A 21,060-nucleotide genomic window follows, 5' to 3' on the forward strand; every position below is an offset into this window, starting at 1 on the left:
CCGCTAATCCGCTTGAGTTTCTTTAGAACGAAAGACTTCGTCGCCAGCAGCGCCGCCGCCCTCGTTCAGTGAGTGGGCTTATAGAACTAACCCTCCCAAACAGTCAACACACCAAACAAAAGTTTTTTGACATTTTTGTAACAGGTTGAAAATGAAGGGCTTTTAGCTCTCATCTCCAAAAACGACGAAATTCACCGCCCGAATGGGTGGCTTTTGAGATTCGTTTTCGCCGAATCCCCAAGAACGGCTTCGACGAGGGAGACAAGGCTTATATGGGGCGCTTGGCAGGGAATTCCAGGGCGCTTGCCTATGCCACGCCTCACTCGCTAGTTTGGCGATGAAGAACGATGCGGCGGAGTGAAGAATGCTTGTCCTTGATGAAGAACAGACGCGGGCGGCCCTGCCCTGGCCGGAATTGATCGAGGCGATCGCCCGGATGTTCCAGAGCGAATGCGTGATGCCGGTGCGCCATCACCATGAAATGGACGTGCCGGATGAGGAAAGCGCCACACTGCTCTTGATGCCGGCCTGGGTTCCCGGACGCTATGCCGGGGTGAAAACGGTCTCGGTCTTTCCAGGCAATGTGCGGCGGGGCCTGCCGGCGATCTTCGGAACCTATCTTCTTTCCTCCGGCGCTACCGGCGAAATGCTTGCTGCAATCGACGGCGGCGAGTTGACCGCGCGGCGGACGGCGGCCGCATCGGCGCTGGCGGCCCGTCATCTCGCCCGCCCCGACGCGGAAGAGTTGCTCGTCTGCGGAACCGGGCGGCTGTCGCTTAACCTGATGCTGGCCCACGGCACGACCCGGCCGATCAAGAGGTACCGGGTCTGGGGCCGCAACGGCCAAGCGGCGAAAAAGATCGCAGCCGAAGCACGGGCGCTCGGGCTGAATGCCGAGGCGGTCGCGGATGCTGAAGCCGCAGCGCGGACAGCTGACATCATTTCCTGCGCCACGCTTTCCAACGAGCCGCTGATATCAGGCGAATGGCTGAAGCCCGGCGCCCATCTCGATCTCGTCGGCGCCTTCAAGCCGAGCATGCGCGAAAGCGACGACGAGGCCATCCGTCGTGCTTCGATTTATGTCGATACCCGCGCCGGCGCCATCAGCGAGGCGGGCGACATCGTCCAGCCGCTGAAAAGTGGCGTGCTGAAGGAAGGCGACATCAGGGCTGAGCTTGCGGAACTCGTCAGCGGTGCCCATGGCGGACGAAGCCATGACGAGGAGATCACGCTGTTCAAGTCGGTCGGCGCGGCTTTGGAGGATCTCGCCGGCGCCATTCTTGCCTATGAGACAGTGACGGGCCGAAAGTGACAATCAGTGCATCCTTGCCGGAACTTCCGGTTTCACATGTCCTGCCGGCCGTCGCTGCTGCGCTGGAAAAGCAAATGCGCGCCGTTCTTTCCGCCCCGCCCGGCGCCGGCAAGACGACGCTGGTGCCGCTCCACCTGCTTGGTCAGGCCTGGCGCGGCGACGGCAAGATCATCCTGCTGGAGCCACGTCGGCTGGCGGCGCGGGCGGCGGCAGGTCGGATGGCATCGCTGATCGGCGAACAGGTCGGCGGGACGGTCGGCTACCGCATGCGCCTTGACAACAGGATATCGGCAGCGACACGGATCGAGGTGGTGACCGAAGGAGTTTTTGCCCGGATGATCCTCGACGATCCGGAACTGGCCGGTGTCTCGGTTGTCATCTTCGACGAGTTCCACGAGCGTTCGCTGGACGCAGACTTCGGACTCGCACTGGCGCTCGACGTCCAGTCGGCGCTGCGCGACGATCTGCGTATCCTCGTGATGTCGGCGACCCTCGACGTCGAACGCGTGGCCGCCCTGCTCGACCACCCACCGGTGATCGAAAGCCTCGGGCGCAGCTTTCCGATCGATATCCGTTACCAGGATCGGCCGGGCGGCGAGCGCATCGAGGATGCGGTCACGCGGGCAATACTCGATGCGCTTGCCAATGAGGCCGGCTCGATCCTTGCCTTCCTGCCCGGCCAGGCGGAAATCACGCGAACCGTAGAACGCCTGCAGGGACGATTCGGAGCCGAGACGCTGATTGCGCCGCTCTACGGCAATCTCAGCCAGAAGGAGCAGGATGCGGCGATCCGGCCGGCATCCCAGGGGACACGCAAGATCGTGCTTGCAACGTCTATCGCCGAAACATCGATCACCATTGACGGCGTCAGGATCGTGATCGACAGCGGCTTGCAGCGTCTGCCGGTATTCGAGGCGTCGACCGGAATCACGCGGCTGGAGACGGTGCGCGTGTCGCGGGCTTCCGCCGATCAGCGGGCGGGTCGTGCCGGACGAACGGAGCCGGGCATCGCGGTCAGGCTGTGGCACCAGGGACAGACGGCGGCATTGCCGGCCTTCACACCGCCGCAGATCCTTTCCAGCGATCTCTCGGGGCTGGTGCTCGACCTCGCGCATTGGGGCGTTCAAGATTCGGCATCGCTTGCCTTCGTCGATCAGCCGCCGGAAACGACCCTGAGGGAGGCGCGGGTTCTGCTTGGCCAGCTCGGAGCGCTCGACAAGGATGGAGCGCTGACAGCGCGGGGCAAGGTCATGCGCGATCTGGCTTTGCCGCCGCGGCTTGCCGCCATGGTCGTCTCGGCCGGAGAAGCGGGACACGCACGGGATGCGGCGATGATCGCCGTGCTTCTCACCGAGCAGGGGCTTGGCGGAACGAGTATCGATATCGAGGAGCGGCTGCGACGCTTCAAGGCCGAGCGGGGCGAGAGAGCGGAGGCTTCAAGGCGGCTGGCAGGACGGCTGGCAAGCGGTCTCGACAGCGTTGCATCAACGGCGCCGGCGCTTGCAGGCCAGCTGCTGCTGCATGCGTTCCCAGATCGAATCGCTCTTCAGCGCGGCGGGCGCGGGCGATTCGTAATGGCGAACGGGCGTGGAGCGGAGCTACCGGAAACCGAGAGGCTGGCCGGCAGCCAGATGCTGGTGATTGCCGACCTGACCGGACGGGCAGCCCAGGCGCGGATTCTGGCAGCTGCCGAGGTGACACGCGGCGACATCGAAGCCGAGTTACCGGGCGAAATCAAAACCGGGGACCAGATATTCTTCGACCGACAGAGCCGGCAAGTCAGAGCGCGGCGGGCAACCCGACTCGGCGCGATCGTCTTCGAAGAGACGCCGTTGCCACGACCTTCCGGGGCAGCAGTCACCCAGGCACTGGTGGAGGGAGTGCGCGAGCTGGGGCTCGATCAGCTTGCCTTCTCGAAAGAGGCCGTGCAGCTTCGCGAGCGGATCGGATTCCTGCATCGGACGATCGGCGAGCCCTGGCCTGATGTCAGCGACAGCGCCCTGCTTTCCCGGCTGGACGAGTGGTTCGCACCCTTTCAGACCGAGGCCCGCGGCCTTTCCGAGATTTCCGCAGCCGGCCTTTCGAACGGGCTGATAGCGCTGGTACCGCACGAATTGCAGCGCGACCTCAGCCGGCTTGCGCCAACGCATTTCGAAGCGCCGACCGGCCAAAGGCATCCGATCCAGTATGAGGGTGAGGAGCCGGTGCTGACGATCCGCGTACAGGAGCTGTTTGGACTGAAGCAGCATCCAGCCATTGCCGGTGGCCGCCTGCCGCTGCTGCTCGAGCTCACCTCGCCGGCGCACCGGCCGATCCAGACGACACGCGACCTGCCGGGCTTCTGGGCCGGCTCGTGGAAGGATGTGCGTGCAGATATGCGCGGCCGCTATCCCCGGCATCCCTGGCCGGAGCGGCCGGAGGATGCGTTGCCGACGACACGGGCAAAACCGCGTGGTACATGAGGGCCATTCAAGGAGCCCCCGGCATGATCGACAAGCCTAGCATGATCGACAACACGGAAGGCTATACGCTGGAGGACCGGCACAACAGCCGCAGGCTGCGTCTGCAGACATTGGTGCGGCTGCGCTGGCTTGCCGTCGGCGGACAGGCGCTGACGGTTTTTATCGTTGCCTTCTGGCTGAAATTTCCTCTGCCGTTGATTGCCAGCTCTTCGTTGATCGCCGCCCTTGCCTGGGTGAATTTCTACTTGACGATCCGCTATCCGCCGACGCATCGGCTGGAACCGCCAGCCGCCTTTGCGCTGCTCGGCTTCGATCTCTTGCAGCTCTGCGCTCTGCTCTTCATCACCGGTGGCCTTGCCAATCCTTTCGCGGCGCTCGTCTGCGTGCCCGTCATCATCTCCTTTGCCTCGCAGCCGATCCGCTACAGCACCGCGCTGATCGGCTTTGCGATGGTCTGCATCACGGTGCTTGCCTTTTCGCCCTTTCCGCTGCCCTGGTTCGACGGGGTCGAGATCAACGTGCACAACGTCATGCAGTTCGGTGTCTGGTGCTCGATTGCCTCGACGATGGCATTTGCCGCCTTTTATGCCTATCGGGTCTCGATGGAAGCGAGCCAGCTTGCCGATGCGCTGGCTGCGACCGAACTGGTGCTGCAGCGGGAAAAGCATCTGTCGCAGCTCGACGGCCTGGCGGCTGCGGCCGCCCATGAGCTCGGTACGCCGCTTGCGACGATCAGCGTCGTCGCCAAGGAAATGGAGCGGGAACTCAAGAACGACGATCGTTTCCGCGAGGACGTGATGCTGCTGCGCAGCCAGAGCGAACGCTGCCGTGACATCCTGCGGCGGCTGACGACGCTTTCCTCCGAAGACGAGGCGCATATGCGCCGCCTGCCGCTTTCGTCGATGATCGAGGAGATCGTCGCCCCGCACCGGGAATTCGGTATCGCTCTCGAGCTCATCGAAAAGAGCCCGCGCAAGGGTGAGCCGGTCACCGACCGCAATGCCGGCATCATGTACGGGCTCGGCAACCTGATCGAAAACGCCGTCGATTATGCGCGGGAGAAAGTGATCGTTACTGTCGAGCACGATCACGACAAAGTGCTGATCGTCATCGAGGACGATGGCAACGGTTATGCGCCTGACATTCTGACGCGGATCGGCGAACCCTATGTGACCAAGCGGCAGAAGGAGGATACGGCGGGCGGCCTCGGGCTTGGACTTTTCATCGCCAAGACGCTGCTGGAGCGCTCCGGCGCATCGCTGGTTTTCGAGAACCGCGATCCGGAAAGTGCGGGCGCGCGTATCCGAATCGAATGGCCGCGCATGCTGATTGACGCAAATTCGACAAAATGACTTTGTCGGCATAAACAGGATATAGCGGTTGACGCAGATCGGGCGCTCAACCGCCGGGACCGAGACGATGACAGAACAGAATCATGACAATTTCGCCGCGTCGGACGAGGATCATATCGGTCCCGACGCCAGCCTACTGATCGTCGACGACGACGGGCCGTTCCTGCGCCGCCTGGCACGGGCGATGGAGACGCGCGGCTTCCAGGTGGAGACGGCCGAATCAGTGGCGGAGGGCGTTGCGAAATCGAAAGGCAGGCCGCCGAAATATGCGGTGGTCGACCTTCGGCTCGGCGACGGCAATGGGCTCGACGTCATCGAGGCGATCCGTCAGCGGCGCGACGACACCAGGATCATCGTGCTGACCGGCTACGGCAATATCGCAACGGCGGTAACGGCCGTGAAGCTCGGCGCCGTCGATTATCTTGCAAAGCCTGCAGATGCCGACGACGTGTTTTCGGCGCTGACACAGCGGCCGGGCGAAAAGGCTGAGCTTCCCGAAAATCCGATGTCGGCCGACCGCGTGCGCTGGGAACACATCCAGCGGGTCTATGAAATGTGCGAGCGCAATGTTTCCGAAACGGCGCGCCGGCTCAACATGCACCGGCGGACGCTGCAGCGTATCCTTGCCAAACGCGCGCCGAAATAGACGAACACCTCGCGCGCTTATAATCAGACGTCGTCCACAGTGAACGGTTTTCCGCTCGCCCATTCGGCCATCATCAGCCTTTGGGCGGCGGCACGCGAGAAGTTGAGCGTGACGGATTTGCGCGTGGCCGGCGCCATGCGGTGTTCCGGCGCCTCGCGAATCATATGGGCGCCATAACCATCCGACAGGAACAATCCGCATTCCTCGGGAAAGATCTCCAGCTGCACATCCTTGTGAGTCGCAAAGAATAGACGGTCGCAATGCAGCCTATATTCCGGCCATTTGCGATCCACCCTGAAATCCTCGATCGACGTCTTGATTTCGATGATCCAGACCTCGCCCTTGTCCGAAAGAGTGATCAGATCGGCGCGGCGGCCGCTGGCTAGCGGCAGTTCGGGCAGCACGGCGTGGCGCATTTCATGCAGCAATATCTGCGTTCCGCGCCGTACCATCATGGCCCTGTCCGATTGCCGGCCATCGATTAACGGATTGTTATTGTAAACGCTCAAAATCGTCATGGATAACCATCAGAGGGGCTGGCGTGTTGTTGCAAAAAAACCATGCGCTTCTAATTTGCGCGGCAGACGGATTTGTCGCGCTGCAGTAGCCTTGCAAAGCGCAAGTTAATCGAAAATAAACCATAATCAACGATGGTCGAAAGACCGTTCTCCTTGCCCCAAAACTTCAAGAGTCATCCATGCGCATCTGCAATGCATTCCCTGTATTTGGCCTGCTGGCGACGCTCGCTCTGGCCGGTTGCTCCACGACATCAGACAGCGCATCCGTCGACGACAAGGGCGCAGGCCCAACGGTACAGACAGCACAGATCTTCAATGACGCCTACGGCGTGACGAAGGATGCCGGATACTCCCTGCCGGCGATCCCGATTGATAGGGTCAAGCCGCAGTTCCGCCGCCAGGTCGTCAGCTACGAGACCACCGAGCGCCCCGGTACGATTATTGTCAACACGCGCGAGCGCTTCCTCTATTACATCCTGGCCAACGGCAAGGCGATGCGCTACGGCATCGGCGTCGGTAAGCAGGGCTTCGCATGGGCCGGCACCGCCTACGTCGCCTGGAAGCAGGAATGGCCGAACTGGCACCCGCCAAAGGAAATGGCCGTCCGCCGGCCTGATCTCGCCAAGTACGTCGAAGACGGCATGGGCCCGGGCCTCACCAATCCTCTCGGCGCACGCGCCATGTATCTCTTCAACGAAGACGGCAAGGACACGCTCTTCCGCCTGCACGGCACGCCGGAATGGGCCTCGATTGGCACCGCCGCTTCCTCGGGCTGCATTCGCCTGATGAACCAGGATGTCATCGATCTCTACAGCCGCGTCCGTCCCGGCAAGGGCACGTCCAAGGTCGTCGTCATCCAGTAAGCTAATTGCCGAATTCGGTATAAAAAAGGCCGCCGGACTGTCGTCCCGGCGGCCTTTTCGCATCCTCCCTCACGCCATCAGGCGGCCTGTTTCGCCTTGAGCTCGAGGCGACGGCGGTGAAGCACCGGCTCGGTGTAACCGTTCGGCTGTTCCCTACCCTTCAGGACGAGATCGAGGGCAGCCTGGAAGGCGATCGAATCGTCGAAGTTACCAGCCATCGGCTGATAGGCGATATCCGACGCATTCTGCCCGTCGACGACGGCGGCCATGCGTTTCATCGTCTCGACGATCTGAGCTTCGGTGACGACCTTGTGATGCAACCAGTTCGCCATGTGTTGGGCCGAAATGCGCAGCGTCGCGCGATCTTCCATCAGGCCGACATTGTTGATGTCGGGCACCTTCGAGCAGCCGACACCCTGATCGACCCAGCGCACGACGTAGCCAAGGATGCCCTGGGCGTTGTTGTCGAGTTCGCGCTGGATTTCCTCGGGCGTCCAGTTCGGCCGCACCGCAACCGGCACGGAGAGAATGTCGGAGAGCTTGGCGCGAGCGCGGTCTTTCAGTCCCTGTTGAACTCGGGCGACATTGACCCGGTGATAATGGGTGGCATGCAGGGTTGCGGCCGTCGGCGACGGCACCCAGGCGGTGTTGGCGCCAGCCTTCGGGTGGGCGATCTTCTGTTCGAGCATCGCCGCCATCAGATCGGGCATCGCCCACATACCCTTGCCGATCTGGGCGTGGCCGGAAAGACCGCATTCGAGGCCGATGTCGACGTTCCAGTTCTCATAAGCGGAAATCCAGGCCGCCTGACGCATGTCGCCCTTGCGAATCATCGGACCGGCTTCCATCGAGGTGTGGATCTCGTCACCGGTCCGATCGAGGAAGCCAGTATTGATGAAGACGACGCGCTCGCGGGCAGAGCGGATGCATTCCTTGAGGTTGACGGTCGTGCGGCGTTCCTCATCCATAATGCCCATCTTGATGGTATTGCGCGGCAGGCCAAGCGCATCTTCGACCCGCGAGAAGATTTCGACGGCGAAGGCGACCTCTTCGGGCCCATGCATCTTCGGCTTGACCACATACATGGAGCCGGTGCGGGAATTCTTCTTCCTGCCGGCCGGGCCAATATCGTAAAGCGCGATCAAGCCGGTGATCACAGCATCCATGATACCTTCAGGCACTTCGTTGCCGTCGCGGTCGAGGATCGCCGGATTGGTCATGAGGTGGCCGACATTGCGCACCAGCATCAGCGAGCGGCGATGCACCTCGAAGGAGGTGCCGTCCGGACCGGAATATTGCAGATCCGGGTTGAGCTTGCGGATGAAGCTTGTTCCGCCCTTTGCCACCTCTTCCTGCAGGTCGCCCTTCATCAGGCCGAGCCAGTTGCGATAGACAACGACCTTGTCCTCGGCATCGACAGCGGCAATCGAATCCTCGCAGTCCATGATTGTCGTGATTGCCGACTCCAGCCAGACATCGGAAATATCGGCCGGATCGGCCTTTCCGATCGTCGTCGTCGCATCGATGACGATTTCGATGTGAATACCGTTATTCTTTAGAAGAATATGCGTGGGAGCGACGGCGTCACCACGATAGCCGGCAAAATGCTTGTCGTCCGTCAGCATTGCCTGCTCGCCATCGACCGATCTGACGACCAGCGCTCCATCCTTGACGGCGAAGCTTCCGACATCCTTCCAGCGGCAGTCCTGCAACGGCACTGATGTATCGAGGAAATCGCGCACCCAGGCGATGACCTTCTCGCCGCGTTTCGGATTGTAGCCCTTGCCCTTCTCGGCGCCGTCGCTCTCGGGAATCGCGTCCGTGCCGTAGAGGGCATCGTAGAGCGAGCCCCAGCGGGCATTGGCGGCGTTCAGAGCATAGCGGGCGTTCATGACGGGAACGACGAGCTGCGGGCCGGCGATCGAGGCGATCTCCGGATCGACATTTTGGGTCGAAACCTGAAAGTCCGAGCCTTCCGGCAGGAGATAGCCGATTTCGCGGAGGAAGGACTGGTAGTCGTCCATATCCGCCGGGGCGCCATGCCGGCGATACCACTCGTCGATCTTCACCTGCAGGTCGTCGCGTTTTGCCAGCAGCGCACGATTTTTCGGGGCGAGATCGTGGACGATCGCCGAAAAATCGGCAAAGAACTTGTCTGCATCGACCGCCAGACCCTGCAGCACCTCCTTGACGAGGAAATCATGAAGGACGGTTTCGATGGCAAGACCGTTCTTATCAACGCGGCTCATGCGACATTCTCCCTGGCAACGACTTTGAATGCTGCCACTTTGCCCGGCTTTCATTCACAGTCAATTCTGCAATAATTCGAAAGATTTATGCCTTCGTGGAAATTATGCGCGGTGTCACGCGCATCGGCAGGCCGTTCTGCGGCTGCGTCGTCAGCTTCTGCACCGGCCAGGGGTTGGTCTGATCGGTGGAATCGAAACGATAGCGATGCATCAGGACGGCAAGGGCGATCACCGCCTCCTGAAGTGCAAATGTTGCACCGATGCAGACACGCGGACCGGCGCCGAAAGGCAGGAACTGGAAACGGCCGATCGAGCCGCGATTTTCCGGCAGGAAGCGTTCGGGCATATAGGCACGTGGCCTGTCCCAGTGAAGTTCGTGGCGATGCAACGTCCAGGGCATGATCAGCACCGTGACACCGGCCTCGATCTCGACCCGCTCGCCCTTGGGGCTTGTCCAGGAATCATTCGATATGGCGGCGCGATTGATGGATGGCGCCGGCGGATAGAGGCGCAAAGCCTCCTCAAAGGCGGCGCGCGTCTGCGGCATCATATCCAGCCATTCCACGGGTTCAGCCCGGGTGGCGAGCACCGCGTCGATTTCTTCTTCCATCGCTTCGCGGATATGCGGGCTGTTTGATACGCAATACAGCGTCCAGGCCAATGCCCGGGCTGTGGTCTCATGCCCGGCGCCGATGAAGGTCAGAATATTGTCTTCGATCTCCTCCTTCGTCAGCCCCTCAGGGCCGGCCTGTTCCAGGAGCAGGGTCAGGAAATCCTCGGGCGCGGTGCTGCGATTCGCCTTCATCTTTGCGAGCCGCATATCCATCGTGTTGCGCACGATGGCGCGGAATTTCTCCAGCACTTTCTGACCGCCGATGCGTGTCACACGTGGAACCCAAGACGGAGCGCGCATCAGATCCATCGGATCGACGCGGCCCATGCGATGCAGGAGTTCATTGACATCGTCGGCGAAATGGCCGCTCGAGGTGACGATTTCACCGGAGAACAACGTATCGGCGAGAATCGCGAAGGTCAACTCGGTCATGTCGGTGCTGATATCGAAAATTGCGCCTGCCTCGTCTGCGCTTTCATATTTACGGACATAGTCTTCGGACTGGCGCAGCATCTGCCCGGCGAAGCCTTGGGCGTGGCGAGGCGTGAAGACAGGCGCCACCGCCTTGCGCGATCTTTTCCAGACCGAACCTTCGGCGGTCAGAAGGCCGTCGCGGAGGATCGGTCGCAGGACGAGTTGGCGCACATCCGACATGCGGTAATTATTGGCATTGTCGACCAGCACATGTTTGATAAGGCCGGGATCGTTGACGATCAGCGTCCGCTGCCCGAAGAAATTGGTACGGATCCAGGGAAGCGTGTAGGACGGCTCGCCCCAGAGTTCGAGCGGATTGCGCAGGATGATGCGAATGATTTCCAGCCGGCTCGGCGGCACGGTACGCGGCAGCGGTGCTGGCGGAACGAAGGGGTCCGGACGCATGTCCATCGTAAAAGCCTTTCGGGGAAGATCTAAGCTTCCCGGCAAGCTTGAAGCTAGAGCAGGCCCTTAAGTTCGTCCAGCTTGTCGTTGATCAGCCAGCCGTAATAATTCTCTTCCGGCCAGACGGTCGTACCGGCGCCCCGGTTCTTCGCAGCAAGTGCTGCGGCGCGCTGGCGCGAATTGCCGACATTATAAAGCGTCGCCGTCAGGCCGGGATTGCCCGAGATATCCATGCCGGCGATCTCCTTGTAGTCGTCGATCGACCTGCGGATCGAAGCCGCGACGAAGGCGAGCGAGATATCGGGATCCATGATTGCCTTGTAGACGGCGCCGGCATCCTTCTCAGTCAGCTTCGGATAACCCGACACGCGGGTCACGAGATCGGAGAGCATCAGTGCCGTCAGCGGATTGACCTGGCCGAGGCCGAAGGTCTGGCCGGCGTAGAAAGGCTGGAAGAAGACCGCGCTGAAGCGGTTGTTGGGGAAACTCTTGCCACCTACCGTCTTGCCGCGGAAATCGCTTTCCCACACATCTTCGCGGCAGGACCAGAGCGTGTAGGAATCGCTCTTGCCCTTGCATTCGGAAAATTGCGGCCGCGCCACGAATTCGTCGACGCTTTCGCCGTCATAGGCGAAGCGGAAGCTTTCTCCGGCATAGGAGGCCGCCTTGACATAATAGGCCTGCAGCCGGTCATAGGCGTCGACATTATAGGTGTGCTCGCCGACGATCGCGCCGACGACATGGATGGGATTGATGCCGTAGGCGCTGGAGATCTTCCGGATCTTGCCCATCAACTCGCGATCGGTCGCCAGAAGCTCATGAACCTTTTCGTATTTCAGATCGAAGCTGCTCATGGTGCCCTTGGTGCGCCTGATGGAAGCGCCCGGAATATCGGGCTGCTCAGCGTGACGATTGCCCGCCGGCACCGTCTGCATCGCGAAGGCAGGCGCCGAATTCACCAGGGCAACGGCAATCATAAGGCTTGTCAAAAGGCGTCGCACGATCCGTTATCCCGTCCGTTCCATCGTCCTGTTTGCGATGCGGCTGCCTGGACCAGAATCTTGGCCGAATAAAGCCGGAGCAGAAAACAAGACGGGCCTTCACTAGAAAGTAAAAGGCCCGCTGTCGAGAGTCGAGTTCGTCACAATCCGGCATTCATACCGGGAAAGTCATGAACCGGTGCGCCGATATCACAGAATGAAGCGCGACAAATCCGTGTTCTGTGCGAGATCGCCGACATGCTCGCGCACATAGGCGGCATCGATCGTCACGGCCGTCCCGCCCCGATCCGGCGCGTTATAGGAAATATCGTCGAGCACCCGCTCCATGACCGTCTGCAGACGGCGTGCGCCGATGTTTTCGACGGAAGAGTTAAGATGCACGGCGACATCGGCAAGCGCGTCGATCGCGTCGTCGGTGAATTCGAGGCTCAGGCTTTCGGTTTCCATCAGTGCGCGGTACTGACGGATAAGGCTCGCTTCCGTCTCGGTCAGGATTCGACGGAAATCATCCTTGTTCAGCGGACGCAATTCGACACGGATCGGCAGGCGGCCTTGCAGCTCCGGCAAAAGATCCGAGGGCTTGGAGACATGGAAGGCGCCGGAGGCGATGAAGAGGATGTGGTCTGTCTTCACCGGTCCGTACTTGGTCGAAACCGTCGTGCCTTCAACGAGCGGCAAGAGGTCGCGCTGGACGCCTTCGCGCGAAACGCCGGCGCCCATGCCACCGTCGCGGGCGGCGATCTTGTCGATTTCGTCGAGGAAGACGATGCCGTCATTCTCGGTGGAGCGAACGGCTTCGCGCTGGATCACTTCGTTGTCGATCAACTTGTCGGATTCGTCGCGGATCAGGTCGCTGTAGGAGGCCTTGACTGTGGTGCGGACCTTCTTGGTGCGGCCGCCCATCGCCTTGCCGAACATTTCCGACAGGTTCAGCACGCCGATATTGGCGCCCGGCATGCCAGGAATTTCAAAGCCACCCATGCCGGAACCGGCATCGGCCACCTCGATATCGATTTCCTTGTCGTCGAGCTCGCCATCTCTCAGCTTCTTGCGGAAGTTTTCGCGGGTGGCGGGCGAAGCGGTGGTGCCGACCAGCGCATCGAGAACACGCTCCTCGGCGCTCACATGCGCCTTGGCCTGCACCTCGGCCCGCTTCTTCTCGCGCACCAGACCGATGCCGACCTCGACCAGATCGCGGATGATCTGCTCAACATCGCGGCCAACATAGCCGACTTCGGTGAACTTGGTGGCTTCCACCTTGATGAAGGGTGCTCCGGCAAGTTTTGCCAGGCGGCGGGAGATCTCGGTCTTGCCGACACCGGTCGGGCCGATCATCAGGATGTTCTTCGGCATGACTTCATCGCGCAGGCTCGGGTCGAGCTGCTGGCGGCGCCAGCGGTTGCGCAGCGCAATTGCGACGGCGCGTTTGGCATCATGCTGGCCGATGATGTAGCGGTCGAGTTCGGAAACGATCTCGCGGGGGGAAAAGGTCGTCATTGGGTGTTATTCTCCTGGCGGTCCAGGGCCATTAGCAGCGCCCGGCCGTAATTCGTCGTTGTTTCGCCAAGTCCTCGAAGGCCTGTTCGTCTAGGCCAAGCGGCCGGAAGGCATGGGGTTCAGCCTTCAACATCCAAGGATTCCACCACGATATTGTGGTTCGTGTAGACGCAGATGTCGGCTGCGATATCGAGGGCGCGGCGAGCAATCTCTTCGGCCGATTTGTCAGTATCCATAAGCGCACGGGCGGCGGCCAAGGCAAAATTGCCGCCCGAACCGATCGCCGTCGTGCCATGCTCAGGCTCCAGGACGTCGCCGTTGCCGGTGATCGCCAGCGTGATCGACTTGTCGGCGACGAGCATCATGGCTTCGAGATTACGCAGGTATTTGTCGGTGCGCCAGTCCTTGGCGAGCTCGACGGCGGCACGCATCAATTGACCGGGATATTGCTCAAGCTTCTTTTCGAGCCTTTCGAGCAGGGTAAAGGCATCGGCAGTGGCGCCGGCGAAACCGGCGACGACTTCGCCCTTGCCGATACGGCGCACCTTGCGGGCATTGCCCTTCATGACGGTCTGGCCGAGGCTCACCTGGCCGTCGCCCGCCATCACTACCTTGCCGCCTTTTCGAACTGTAATGATTGTTGTCATAAAACACCTGTCCGCCCATGACGCGGGCCGTTACGCTAGAGCATGATGCCGAAAAGTGTGAAGCGGTTTTCGGACGACATCATGCTCTATTTCTTCAATTTAGATCCGGATTCAGATCTTAGGCCGAAGAGCCTGAGATCATCCGGATCTAAGCCGCACACCGGCCTTGTTGAGCCCTATGTAAGGGGGCCGAGGCAGATTGCAAATGGGCCGGCTTTTCTCTTGCCCGGCTTCTGGATATTTCCCGATGCGCCTGATAAGGAACGGCCTTATTCCCGATGGAGGGCCATATGGCCGAGACCGCAGCAAGCCGCACGGGCAGCGTTTCCCGCAGGACCAACGAAACCTCGATTTCCGTTTCCGTCAATCTCGACGGCACCGGCAAATCGACGATTTCGACGGGCGTTGGCTTCTTCGACCATATGCTCGACCAGCTTTCGCGACACTCCCTCATCGACATGGAGATCGATGCCAAGGGCGACCTGCATATCGACGACCACCATACGGTCGAAGATACGGGCATCGCCATCGGCCAGGCGATCTCCAAGGCGCTCGGCGACCGGCGCGGCATCACCCGCTACGCCTCGATCGATCTCGCCATGGACGAGACGATGACCAAGGCTGCTGTCGATCTTTCCGGTCGGCCGTTCCTCGTCTGGAATGTCGCCTTCAGCGCGCCGAAGATCGGCACTTTCGACACCGAACTCGTTCGCGAATTCTTCCATGCGCTCGCCCAGAATGCCGGCATCACCTTGCATATTCTCAACCATTATGGTGCCAACAACCACCATATTGCCGAGACATGCTTCAAGGCCGTTGCCCGCGCATTGCGCACGGCGACAGAGATCGATCCGAGACAGGCGGGCCGTGTTCCCTCGACCAAGGGCACGCTCGTCTGAGCCCTTAGAGGGAGCGGCGACAATGACATCCAGCTATATCTTCCTGACACCGCCCGGCAGCACGAGCGCCACGGCCGACGAGACGCGAACCATCCGCGACGGCTTCACGCTGCTCGGCTTCCTGTTTCCATGGGCTTGGCTGCTGGCGCATCGGCTTTGGCTGCACGCCGCCGCCGCCTTTCTGCTGCAGGGGATTGGTGGTGCGCTGATGGACGAACCGGGCCTCGGGCCGGCGGGAGCGGCAATCCTCCTGGGCGTGAATATGCTGGTCGGTCTCGAGGGCCAGAATTTCCGTGTCCGCAAGCTTGCCGCCAAGGGATGGAACGAAGACGCACTCATTGCAGCCGATACGATCGGCATTGCAGAGCAGATCTATTTCTCGGACAGGGCTGTAATCGCGGATAGCGACGACGCCGCGGCACCGGACTGGCAGAACAGGGCCCGTCCGAACAGCCCGCGCGGCCACGGCACATCGCTTGGTCTCTTTGGTTTTGATGGAGGACGCTGACGATGCGCGTCGCGATTATCGACTATGGCTCCGGTAACCTGCGTTCGGCGACCAAGGCTTTCGAGCGTGCCGCCCGCGAAGCGGGCATCGATGCCCATATCGATCTTACCGACCGGGCAGAGGATGTTGCCGCGGCCGATCGTATCGTGCTTCCCGGTGTCGGCGCCTATGCCGATTGCCGGCGCGGCCTCGATGCCGTGCCTGGGATGGCCGAGGTGTTGATCGAGGCTGTCGAGAAGAAGGCGCGGCCGTTCTTCGGCATTTGCGTCGGCATGCAGCTCATGTCCTCGCGCGGCCTTGAGAAAACCGTGACGCACGGCTTTAACTGGATTCCCGGTGACGTCGTCGAGATGACGCCTGACGATCCCGCGCTGAAGATCCCGCAGATCGGCTGGAACACGCTCGACCTGAAGCGCGAACATCCGCTCTTCGAGGGAATTCCGACAGGGTCGCAGGGGCTACATGCTTATTTTGTGCATTCCTACCATCTTGCTGCCGAAAACGCCGAGGATGTCATTGCGACGGCCGACTATGGCGGTCCGATGACCGCTTTCGTCGGGCGCGACAACATGGTCGGAGCACAGTTTCACCCCGAAAAGAGCCAGAAGCTCGGCCTGGCCCTGATCCGCAATTTCCTGCGCTGGAACCCATAGTTCACGCAATTCCGGACGCAAAATCGCTGCGCAGTTTTGCTGGAATTGCTCCAAGGGCTGGCTTTTAATACAGCCGCCTTATTTCCTCTGTATGGAAACGGCGGAACAGGAGCGCACTCGATGCCGGCTTCACGGAAATCAGGCAAGGTGTTCTACACGTTGCGGCCCTCCAGGGAAGGCTTGCCTGCCTTTTCTGATATCAAGCTTCCCGGCGGCACGATCATCCGCCGTGTCGACGAAGCCATCCACAGACAAGCGCTTTCCAATGCAGCCAAGGCGCTGAAAGAAAGGCTGGACCGATGATCCATGAATCGTTCCCCGCAAACGACAGTGCGAGCCGGCGGCAAAATGGGGTCAGCGCCAGCGACATCGCCGAGGCCGTGCTGGAATTCTATATCGAAGGTGAGGACGATCTGATCGGCCTGCTCGCCTACGCACTCTACGAGCGTCAAAAGCGCGATTTCGTTCTCAGCCATCGCAAGCGAAATGCCGGCCGTTCGCCCGATGAGGCCGAACTTGCCGCCGTCAACAGCAATTATCTCTCGACCGACCTGCGCAATACGCTGCGCGACCGCGCCTCGCAGATCCTTTCGAGTTATGCCGAAACCTATGTCGAGGCGATGGAGCCGCAGATCCGGCTCACTGCCGTCAACAACGATGCGCTGCGCCAGGTGCGAAACATCGAGAAATCGATCAAGAGGCGCCTGGGCTTCTGGCGTCAGGTCCGGGCCGGCTTTGCCGTCATCCTGCTGCTTCTTCTGCTTTTCGGCGCGGCTACCATTGCCGCTGTCTTTTTCCGCTCGGATATCGTAGATGCGTGGAATGCGCTGATGGTACCGACCACTCTACGGACGTAAGACGACATGATCCTTTTTCCCGCGATCGACCTGAAAGGCGGCCAATGCGTCCGCCTGAAGCTCGGCGACATGCAGCAGGCGACGGTCTACAACACCGATCCGTCCGCCCAGGCGAGATCCTTCGAAGATCAGGGTTTCGAATGGCTGCATGTGGTCGATCTCGACGGCGCCTTCGCGGGACATTCGGCCAATGGCGATGCCGTCGAAGCGATCCTCAAGGCAACTGACAATCCGGTGCAGCTCGGCGGCGGCATTCGCACGCTCGATCATATCGAGGCCTGGCTGTCGCGCGGGCTGCGACGCGTCATTCTCGGCACCGTGGCGGTCAGAAATCCGGCGCTGGTCATCGAGGCCTGCCGGAAATTTCCTGGTCATGTCGCCGTTGGCATCGATGCCAAGGGCGGCAAGGTGGCCGTCGAGGGTTGGGCGGAGGCCTCCGAACTCGGTATCATCGAGCTCGCCAGAAAATTCGAGGGGGCCGGCGTCGCCGCGATCATCTACACCGATATCGACCGTGACGGCATCCTGGCCGGCATCAACTGGACCTCGACGCTGGAACTTGCCGACGCCGTTTCCATTCCCGTCATCGCCTCGGGCGGCCTTGCCTCTCTCGACGATGTCAGGCGCATGCTGGAGCCCGATGCGCGAAAGCTGGAAGGGGCGATTTCCGGCCGTGCGCTTTATGATGGCCGTATCGACCCCAAGGAAGCGCTGGCGCTGATCAAGGCGGCCCGGACCAAGGAGACCGCGTAATGACCCTCAAGGCCCGTGTCATCCCCTGCCTCGACGTCAAGGACGGCCGCGTCGTCAAGGGCGTCAACTTCCTCAACCTCGTTGATGCCGGCGATCCCGTCGAAGCCGCGAAGGCCTATGATGCGGCCGGTGCCGACGAACTCTGTTTCCTCGACATCACCGCTTCCTCGGACAATCGCGAGACGATCTTCGATGTCGTGTCGCGCACGGCCGACCAATGCTTCATGCCGCTGACGGTCGGCGGCGGGGTGCGTACTATCGCCGATATCCGCAAGCTGCTGCTGTGCGGTGCCGACAAGGTCTCGATCAATTCGGCGGCCGTCAGCAATCCCGACTTTGTCACTGAGGCGGCCGACAAGTTCGGCGACCAGTGCATCGTCGTCTCGATCGACGCCAAGCGCCGGCGCACCCAGGCGGTCGGCGGCGACAATCTCAGCGCCTGGGAAATCTATACCCATGGCGGCCGCAACGCGACCGGCATCGATGCCGTCGAATTCGCCCAGAAGATGGTGGCGCGCGGCGCCGGCGAGCTGCTGGTCACCTCGATGGACCGCGACGGCACCAAGGTCGGCTACGATCTGGAACTGACGCGGGCGATCGCCGATGCAGTGCGTGTGCCTGTCATCGCCTCCGGCGGCGTCGGCGATCTCGACGATCTCGTCGCCGGGGTAAAGGAGGGCCATGCCAATGCCGTCCTCGCCGCGTCGATCTTCCACTTCGGCACCTATTCCGTCAGCGAGGCAAAGCACTATATGTCGAAGTGCGGCATCGACATGCGTCTCGACTGAACCTTGAAAGCGGACCTATGAGCGGATTTTCCCTTTCCGATCTCGAGAGCATCGTCGAAGAGCGATCGAAAGCCTCGCCGGAGCAATCCTGGACCGCCAAGCTCGTGGCCGCCGGCCAGCCGAAAGCGGCAAAGAAGCTCGGCGAAGAAGCGATCGAAGCCGTGATGGCGGCGGTGACGGGCGACCGCGACAATCTGACCTATGAGGCTGCCGATGTGCTCTATCACCTATTGGTCGTATTGAAGATTGCTGAAATACCGTTAGAGAATGTCATGGCCGAGCTCGAGCGCAGAACCGCGCAGTCCGGCCTCAAGGAAAAGGCCAGCCGGCAGAGTTCATGAGTATCGCGACTGAGATTATCGGGGTGCCGGAAACGTTGGATCATTTCCAGTCGGAATCCTATTCCCCCTACCACTTCTTCTCTTCCGAACAATGGGCGAAATTCCGCGCCGACACGCCGTTGACGCTGACGAGCGACGAGGTCAAACGGCTGCGTTCGATGGGCGATCCGATCGATCTCGACGAGGTCCGGCGCATCTATCTGTCGCTGTCACGGCTGCTGTCGGCGCATGTCGAATCCTCGCAGATGCTGTTCGAACAGCGCAACCGCTTCCTCAGCCTGTCCGATGTGACGAAGACGCCCTTCGTCATCGGCATCGCCGGCTCGGTCGCTGTGGGAAAATCGACCACCGCCCGCATCCTCAAGGAGCTTCTGGGGCGCTGGCCCTCCAGTCCGAAGGTCGATCTCGTCACCACCGACGGCTTCCTTCATCCGAACGCCGTGCTGCAGCGGGAAAAGCTGATGCAGCGCAAGGGCTTTCCGGAAAGCTACGACACGGCTGCGATCCTGCGCTTCCTCTCGGCCATCAAGGCCGGACAGCCGGATGTGAAGGCGCCCAGCTATTCGCACCTCGTCTACGACGTGCTGCCGGACGAATACAAGATCGTCGACCGGCCCGACATCCTGATCTTCGAGGGCATCAACGTGCTGCAGTCGCGCGACCTGCCTGCCGGCGGCAGGATTGTGCCGATGGTCTCCGACTTCTTCGACTTCTCGATCTATATCGATGCCGCGGAAGACGAGATCCACAACTGGTATGTCACGCGCTTCATGCGGCTGCGCGAGACCGCCTTCCGCGATCCGAATTCCTATTTCCATCGCTATGCCTCGATCAGCGACGCGGAAGCGCTCGAAATCGCCGAGGATCTCTGGGCAAACATCAACCTGAAAAACTTGCGCCAGAACATTCTGCCGACGCGTCCGCGCGCCGATCTCATCCTGAAAAAGGGCAAGGATCACCTGATCGAACAGGTCGCGCTGCGAAAACTATAGCGACGTCTCTATTTCAGGGATTGACGCAGCGCAGCGTCAGATTGATGCGGCCGCCATTCTTCAGCAGCGTCGAAGTCGCCGGATGGATACGGTCGACGCCGTGGAAACAAAGCCTCCCCTCGCCGCCCAGCACCACCAGATCACCGCTTGAAAGTTTGAAAGACAGCGTAGGATCATTGCGGCTGAGGCCGCCGACACGAAAGAGGCAGCTGTTGCCGAGCGAGATCGAGACGACCGGGGCCTTGAGATCCTGTTCGTCCTTGTCCTGATGCAGGCCCATGCGGGCTTCGTCGGAGTAGAAATTGACGAGGCAGGCTTCCGGCAGCTTGTCGCAACCCGAAACGTCATTCCAGATATCGAGCAATTGCTGCGGCATATCAGGCCAGGGCCTGCCGGTTGCCGGATGCGTCGGCTGGTAGCGATAGCCGCGCTCCTTGTCCGTCACCCAACCGAGCGGCCCGCAATTGGTCATGCGCACCGACATCGGCTTACCGGTGCCGGGCATGACGGGCACGTAAAGCGGCGCTTCGGCGACGATGGTGCGGATCACCTCGACCAATGCCTCCTGACGCGCGCGGTCGAGATAGCCGGGGAGATGGCGGATGCCGTTCAAGAGCGCGACCATGTCATTCACTACCGCCGGGGCGGCCGCGCATTTTCTTGACTTCCGAGCGGCCGGATTTTTCTTTCAGGCGGCGTTCGACCGAACCCTTGGTCGGCTTGGTCTTCTTGCGTGGCGGCGGTGGCGGCTTGGCGGCCTCCAGGATCAGCTCCTTTAGCCGGTCGCGCGCATCCTCGCGGTTGCGATCCTGGCTGCGAAACCGGCTCGCCTCGATCATCAGCACGCCGTCCTTCGACAAGCGCCGGCCGGCCAGCTTGATCGCATTGGTTTTGACACGATCATTCAGGGACGGCGAATTCGGGATGTTGAAGAACAGCTGGACCGCGGTCGAGACCTTGTTGACATTCTGCCCGCCGGGGCCGCCCGCCAGAACGAACTGTTCCGTCAGCTCCCATCCCGCGATGGTGATCCTGTCATCGATATAGAGCGCGTCGCTGGCCATGCGGCGTTCTATCTCACATCAATGGCGAATTGAAAATATCGGCCATGATCAAGAAAAACCCGGCAATCCTGCGATGCCGGGTTTCACGTGAGTCAGAGACTGGGGCATTCCGTTCTTCTTGGAAGTACGGAATGCTCTAGCTTTTTGTTTTCACGCAATTCCGGAC

22 protein-coding genes and 1 pseudogene are annotated in these 21,060 nt (G+C 61.1%); 14 read left to right on the plus strand and 9 right to left on the minus strand.

Annotation, left to right across the window (positions count from 1 at the left end):
• The first annotated feature begins 364 nt into the window (after window positions 1-364).
• From lhpI to AC1D2N_RS14015, 4 genes are all read left to right on the plus strand, one after another.
• Entirely contained in the window at window positions 365-1,312 is a 948-nt protein-coding gene (gene lhpI / locus AC1D2N_RS14000) for a bifunctional Delta(1)-pyrroline-2-carboxylate/Delta(1)-piperideine-2-carboxylate reductase (RefSeq protein WP_130653351.1), read from the plus strand.
• Complete coding sequence (hrpB, locus tag AC1D2N_RS14005; RefSeq protein WP_130653350.1) at window positions 1,309-3,774, plus strand: ATP-dependent helicase HrpB; 2,466 nt, start codon at window positions 1,309-1,311, stop codon at window positions 3,772-3,774. Before lhpI ends, hrpB begins: the two co-directional genes overlap by 4 nt.
• Window positions 3,775-3,797: 23 nt before the next feature.
• Window positions 3,798-5,126, plus strand: a complete 1,329-nt coding sequence (locus tag AC1D2N_RS14010) for an ActS/PrrB/RegB family redox-sensitive histidine kinase (protein WP_408988001.1) — start codon at window positions 3,798-3,800, stop codon at window positions 5,124-5,126.
• Window positions 5,127-5,193: 67 nt separating this feature from the next.
• Complete coding sequence (locus tag AC1D2N_RS14015; RefSeq protein WP_025396545.1) at window positions 5,194-5,772, plus strand: ActR/PrrA/RegA family redox response regulator transcription factor; 579 nt, start codon at window positions 5,194-5,196, stop codon at window positions 5,770-5,772.
• Window positions 5,773-5,795: 23 nt separating this feature from the next.
• Here the strand turns inward: AC1D2N_RS14015 and AC1D2N_RS14020 are convergent, their stop codons facing one another.
• Entirely contained in the window at window positions 5,796-6,290 is a 495-nt protein-coding gene (locus AC1D2N_RS14020; protein ID WP_130653349.1) for an MmcB family DNA repair protein, read from the minus strand.
• Between the two features lie 179 nt (window positions 6,291-6,469).
• Here AC1D2N_RS14020 and AC1D2N_RS14025 point away from each other — a divergent pair, with 179 nt between their 5' ends.
• A complete protein-coding gene (locus AC1D2N_RS14025) occupies window positions 6,470-7,153 on the plus strand; it encodes a L,D-transpeptidase (protein ID WP_018244199.1) in 684 nt (227 codons plus the stop codon).
• A 77-nt stretch (window positions 7,154-7,230) separates the two neighbouring features.
• Here AC1D2N_RS14025 and AC1D2N_RS14030 read toward each other — a convergent pair whose 3' ends face one another.
• From AC1D2N_RS14030 to hslV, 6 genes and pseudogenes are all read right to left on the minus strand, one after another.
• Complete coding sequence (locus AC1D2N_RS14030) at window positions 7,231-9,402, minus strand: malate synthase G (RefSeq protein ID WP_130653348.1); 2,172 nt, start codon at window positions 9,400-9,402, stop codon at window positions 7,231-7,233.
• Window positions 9,403-9,487: 85 nt separating this feature from the next.
• Window positions 9,488-10,900, minus strand: coding sequence for a cytochrome P450 (locus tag AC1D2N_RS14035; protein WP_018448437.1), 1,413 nt, complete (start codon window positions 10,898-10,900; stop codon window positions 9,488-9,490).
• A 47-nt stretch (window positions 10,901-10,947) separates the two neighbouring features.
• Window positions 10,948-11,895 carry a DUF1402 family protein gene (locus AC1D2N_RS14040; protein ID WP_477981451.1) on the minus strand — a complete coding sequence of 316 codons (948 nt, stop codon included), beginning with the start codon at window positions 11,893-11,895 and terminating at the stop codon, window positions 10,948-10,950.
• Window positions 11,896-12,084: 189 nt separating this feature from the next.
• Window positions 12,085-13,392 (minus strand): ATP-dependent protease ATPase subunit HslU, encoded by a 1,308-nt coding sequence (gene hslU, locus AC1D2N_RS14045; RefSeq protein WP_011649875.1) that lies wholly within the window; start codon window positions 13,390-13,392, stop codon window positions 12,085-12,087.
• Window positions 13,389-13,481, minus strand: a pseudogene (locus tag AC1D2N_RS14050) (GNAT family N-acetyltransferase); the annotation flags it as partial. The gene hslU and the pseudogene AC1D2N_RS14050, both read right to left, overlap by 4 nt.
• Before the next feature lie 30 nt (window positions 13,482-13,511).
• The gene (gene hslV, locus AC1D2N_RS14055; protein WP_018244195.1) at window positions 13,512-14,039 is read right to left on the minus strand and encodes an ATP-dependent protease subunit HslV; all 528 of its coding nucleotides are present in this window, start codon (window positions 14,037-14,039) and stop codon (window positions 13,512-13,514) included.
• A 290-nt stretch (window positions 14,040-14,329) separates the two neighbouring features.
• Here hslV and hisB point away from each other — a divergent pair, with 290 nt between their 5' ends.
• The 9 genes from hisB (at window position 14,330) to coaA (ending at window position 19,830) form a co-directional block, all read left to right on the plus strand.
• A complete protein-coding gene (gene hisB / locus AC1D2N_RS14060; RefSeq protein ID WP_018448434.1) occupies window positions 14,330-14,938 on the plus strand; it encodes an imidazoleglycerol-phosphate dehydratase HisB in 609 nt (202 codons plus the stop codon).
• A 22-nt stretch (window positions 14,939-14,960) separates the two neighbouring features.
• Window positions 14,961-15,446: a DUF2628 domain-containing protein gene (locus AC1D2N_RS14065; protein ID WP_028734076.1), complete on the plus strand. Its 486-nt coding sequence runs from the start codon at window positions 14,961-14,963 to the stop codon at window positions 15,444-15,446.
• 2 nt (window positions 15,447-15,448) lie between these two features.
• Window positions 15,449-16,099, plus strand: a complete 651-nt coding sequence (hisH, locus tag AC1D2N_RS14070; RefSeq protein ID WP_130653346.1) for an imidazole glycerol phosphate synthase subunit HisH — start codon at window positions 15,449-15,451, stop codon at window positions 16,097-16,099.
• Between the two features lie 120 nt (window positions 16,100-16,219).
• The gene (locus tag AC1D2N_RS14075; RefSeq protein ID WP_018244192.1) at window positions 16,220-16,402 is read left to right on the plus strand and encodes a hypothetical protein; all 183 of its coding nucleotides are present in this window, start codon (window positions 16,220-16,222) and stop codon (window positions 16,400-16,402) included.
• Window positions 16,399-16,956 (plus strand): hypothetical protein, encoded by a 558-nt coding sequence (locus AC1D2N_RS14080; protein ID WP_018244191.1) that lies wholly within the window; start codon window positions 16,399-16,401, stop codon window positions 16,954-16,956. The genes AC1D2N_RS14075 and AC1D2N_RS14080 overlap by 4 nt, the downstream gene beginning before the upstream one ends.
• A 6-nt stretch (window positions 16,957-16,962) precedes the next feature.
• Window positions 16,963-17,709 carry a 1-(5-phosphoribosyl)-5-[(5-phosphoribosylamino)methylideneamino]imidazole-4-carboxamide isomerase gene (gene hisA / locus AC1D2N_RS14085; protein ID WP_018448432.1) on the plus strand — a complete coding sequence of 249 codons (747 nt, stop codon included), beginning with the start codon at window positions 16,963-16,965 and terminating at the stop codon, window positions 17,707-17,709.
• Window positions 17,709-18,497 carry an imidazole glycerol phosphate synthase subunit HisF gene (hisF, locus tag AC1D2N_RS14090; protein WP_011649867.1) on the plus strand — a complete coding sequence of 263 codons (789 nt, stop codon included), beginning with the start codon at window positions 17,709-17,711 and terminating at the stop codon, window positions 18,495-18,497. The genes hisA and hisF overlap by 1 nt, the downstream gene beginning before the upstream one ends.
• 17 nt (window positions 18,498-18,514) lie before the next feature.
• Window positions 18,515-18,838, plus strand: coding sequence for a phosphoribosyl-ATP diphosphatase (locus AC1D2N_RS14095; protein WP_017995608.1), 324 nt, complete (start codon window positions 18,515-18,517; stop codon window positions 18,836-18,838).
• A complete protein-coding gene (gene coaA, locus AC1D2N_RS14100) occupies window positions 18,835-19,830 on the plus strand; it encodes a type I pantothenate kinase (protein WP_018244189.1) in 996 nt (331 codons plus the stop codon). Before AC1D2N_RS14095 ends, coaA begins: the two co-directional genes overlap by 4 nt.
• Before the next feature lie 13 nt (window positions 19,831-19,843).
• On the opposite strand, the gene AC1D2N_RS14105 is transcribed toward coaA, so the two are convergent.
• Both AC1D2N_RS14105 and arfB read right to left on the minus strand, forming a co-directional pair.
• Window positions 19,844-20,455: an alpha-ketoglutarate-dependent dioxygenase AlkB gene (locus tag AC1D2N_RS14105; RefSeq protein WP_130653345.1), complete on the minus strand. Its 612-nt coding sequence runs from the start codon at window positions 20,453-20,455 to the stop codon at window positions 19,844-19,846.
• Between the two features lies 1 nt (window position 20,456).
• On the minus strand, window positions 20,457-20,894 hold the full coding sequence (arfB, locus tag AC1D2N_RS14110) for an alternative ribosome rescue aminoacyl-tRNA hydrolase ArfB (RefSeq protein ID WP_018244187.1): 438 nt from the start codon (window positions 20,892-20,894) through the stop codon (window positions 20,457-20,459).
• Between the last annotated feature and the right edge of the window lie 166 nt (window positions 20,895-21,060).

It is taken from the genome of Rhizobium sp. P1_B8, assembly GCF_056406515.1.

Bases quoted from the DNA above. Each gene is read 5' to 3' on its own strand.
- AC1D2N_RS14035 (WP_018448437.1), bottom strand. From the start codon at position 10,900: ATGGACATGCGTCCGGACCCCTTCGTTCCGCCAGCACCGCTGCCGCGT.
- AC1D2N_RS14075 (WP_018244192.1), top strand. From the start codon at position 16,220: ATGCCGGCTTCACGGAAATCAGGCAAGGTGTTCTACACGTTGCGGCCC.
- AC1D2N_RS14105 (WP_130653345.1), bottom strand. From the start codon at position 20,455: ATGGTCGCGCTCTTGAACGGCATCCGCCATCTCCCCGGCTATCTCGAC.
- coaA (WP_018244189.1), top strand. From the start codon at position 18,835: ATGAGTATCGCGACTGAGATTATCGGGGTGCCGGAAACGTTGGATCAT.
- hslU (WP_011649875.1), bottom strand. From the start codon at position 13,392: ATGACGACCTTTTCCCCCCGCGAGATCGTTTCCGAACTCGACCGCTAC.
- AC1D2N_RS14020 (WP_130653349.1), bottom strand. From the start codon at position 6,290: ATGACGATTTTGAGCGTTTACAATAACAATCCGTTAATCGATGGCCGG.
- hisA (WP_018448432.1), top strand. From the start codon at position 16,963: ATGATCCTTTTTCCCGCGATCGACCTGAAAGGCGGCCAATGCGTCCGC.
- hslV (WP_018244195.1), bottom strand. From the start codon at position 14,039: ATGACAACAATCATTACAGTTCGAAAAGGCGGCAAGGTAGTGATGGCG.
- AC1D2N_RS14080 (WP_018244191.1), top strand. From the start codon at position 16,399: ATGATCCATGAATCGTTCCCCGCAAACGACAGTGCGAGCCGGCGGCAA.
- AC1D2N_RS14015 (WP_025396545.1), top strand. From the start codon at position 5,194: ATGACAGAACAGAATCATGACAATTTCGCCGCGTCGGACGAGGATCAT.
- AC1D2N_RS14065 (WP_028734076.1), top strand. From the start codon at position 14,961: ATGACATCCAGCTATATCTTCCTGACACCGCCCGGCAGCACGAGCGCC.
- lhpI (WP_130653351.1), top strand. From the start codon at position 365: ATGCTTGTCCTTGATGAAGAACAGACGCGGGCGGCCCTGCCCTGGCCG.
- hisF (WP_011649867.1), top strand. From the start codon at position 17,709: ATGACCCTCAAGGCCCGTGTCATCCCCTGCCTCGACGTCAAGGACGGC.
- AC1D2N_RS14030 (WP_130653348.1), bottom strand. From the start codon at position 9,402: ATGAGCCGCGTTGATAAGAACGGTCTTGCCATCGAAACCGTCCTTCAT.
- AC1D2N_RS14095 (WP_017995608.1), top strand. From the start codon at position 18,515: ATGAGCGGATTTTCCCTTTCCGATCTCGAGAGCATCGTCGAAGAGCGA.
- hisH (WP_130653346.1), top strand. From the start codon at position 15,449: ATGCGCGTCGCGATTATCGACTATGGCTCCGGTAACCTGCGTTCGGCG.
- AC1D2N_RS14010 (WP_408988001.1), top strand. From the start codon at position 3,798: ATGATCGACAAGCCTAGCATGATCGACAACACGGAAGGCTATACGCTG.
- hisB (WP_018448434.1), top strand. From the start codon at position 14,330: ATGGCCGAGACCGCAGCAAGCCGCACGGGCAGCGTTTCCCGCAGGACC.
- AC1D2N_RS14025 (WP_018244199.1), top strand. From the start codon at position 6,470: ATGCGCATCTGCAATGCATTCCCTGTATTTGGCCTGCTGGCGACGCTC.
- arfB (WP_018244187.1), bottom strand. From the start codon at position 20,894: ATGGCCAGCGACGCGCTCTATATCGATGACAGGATCACCATCGCGGGA.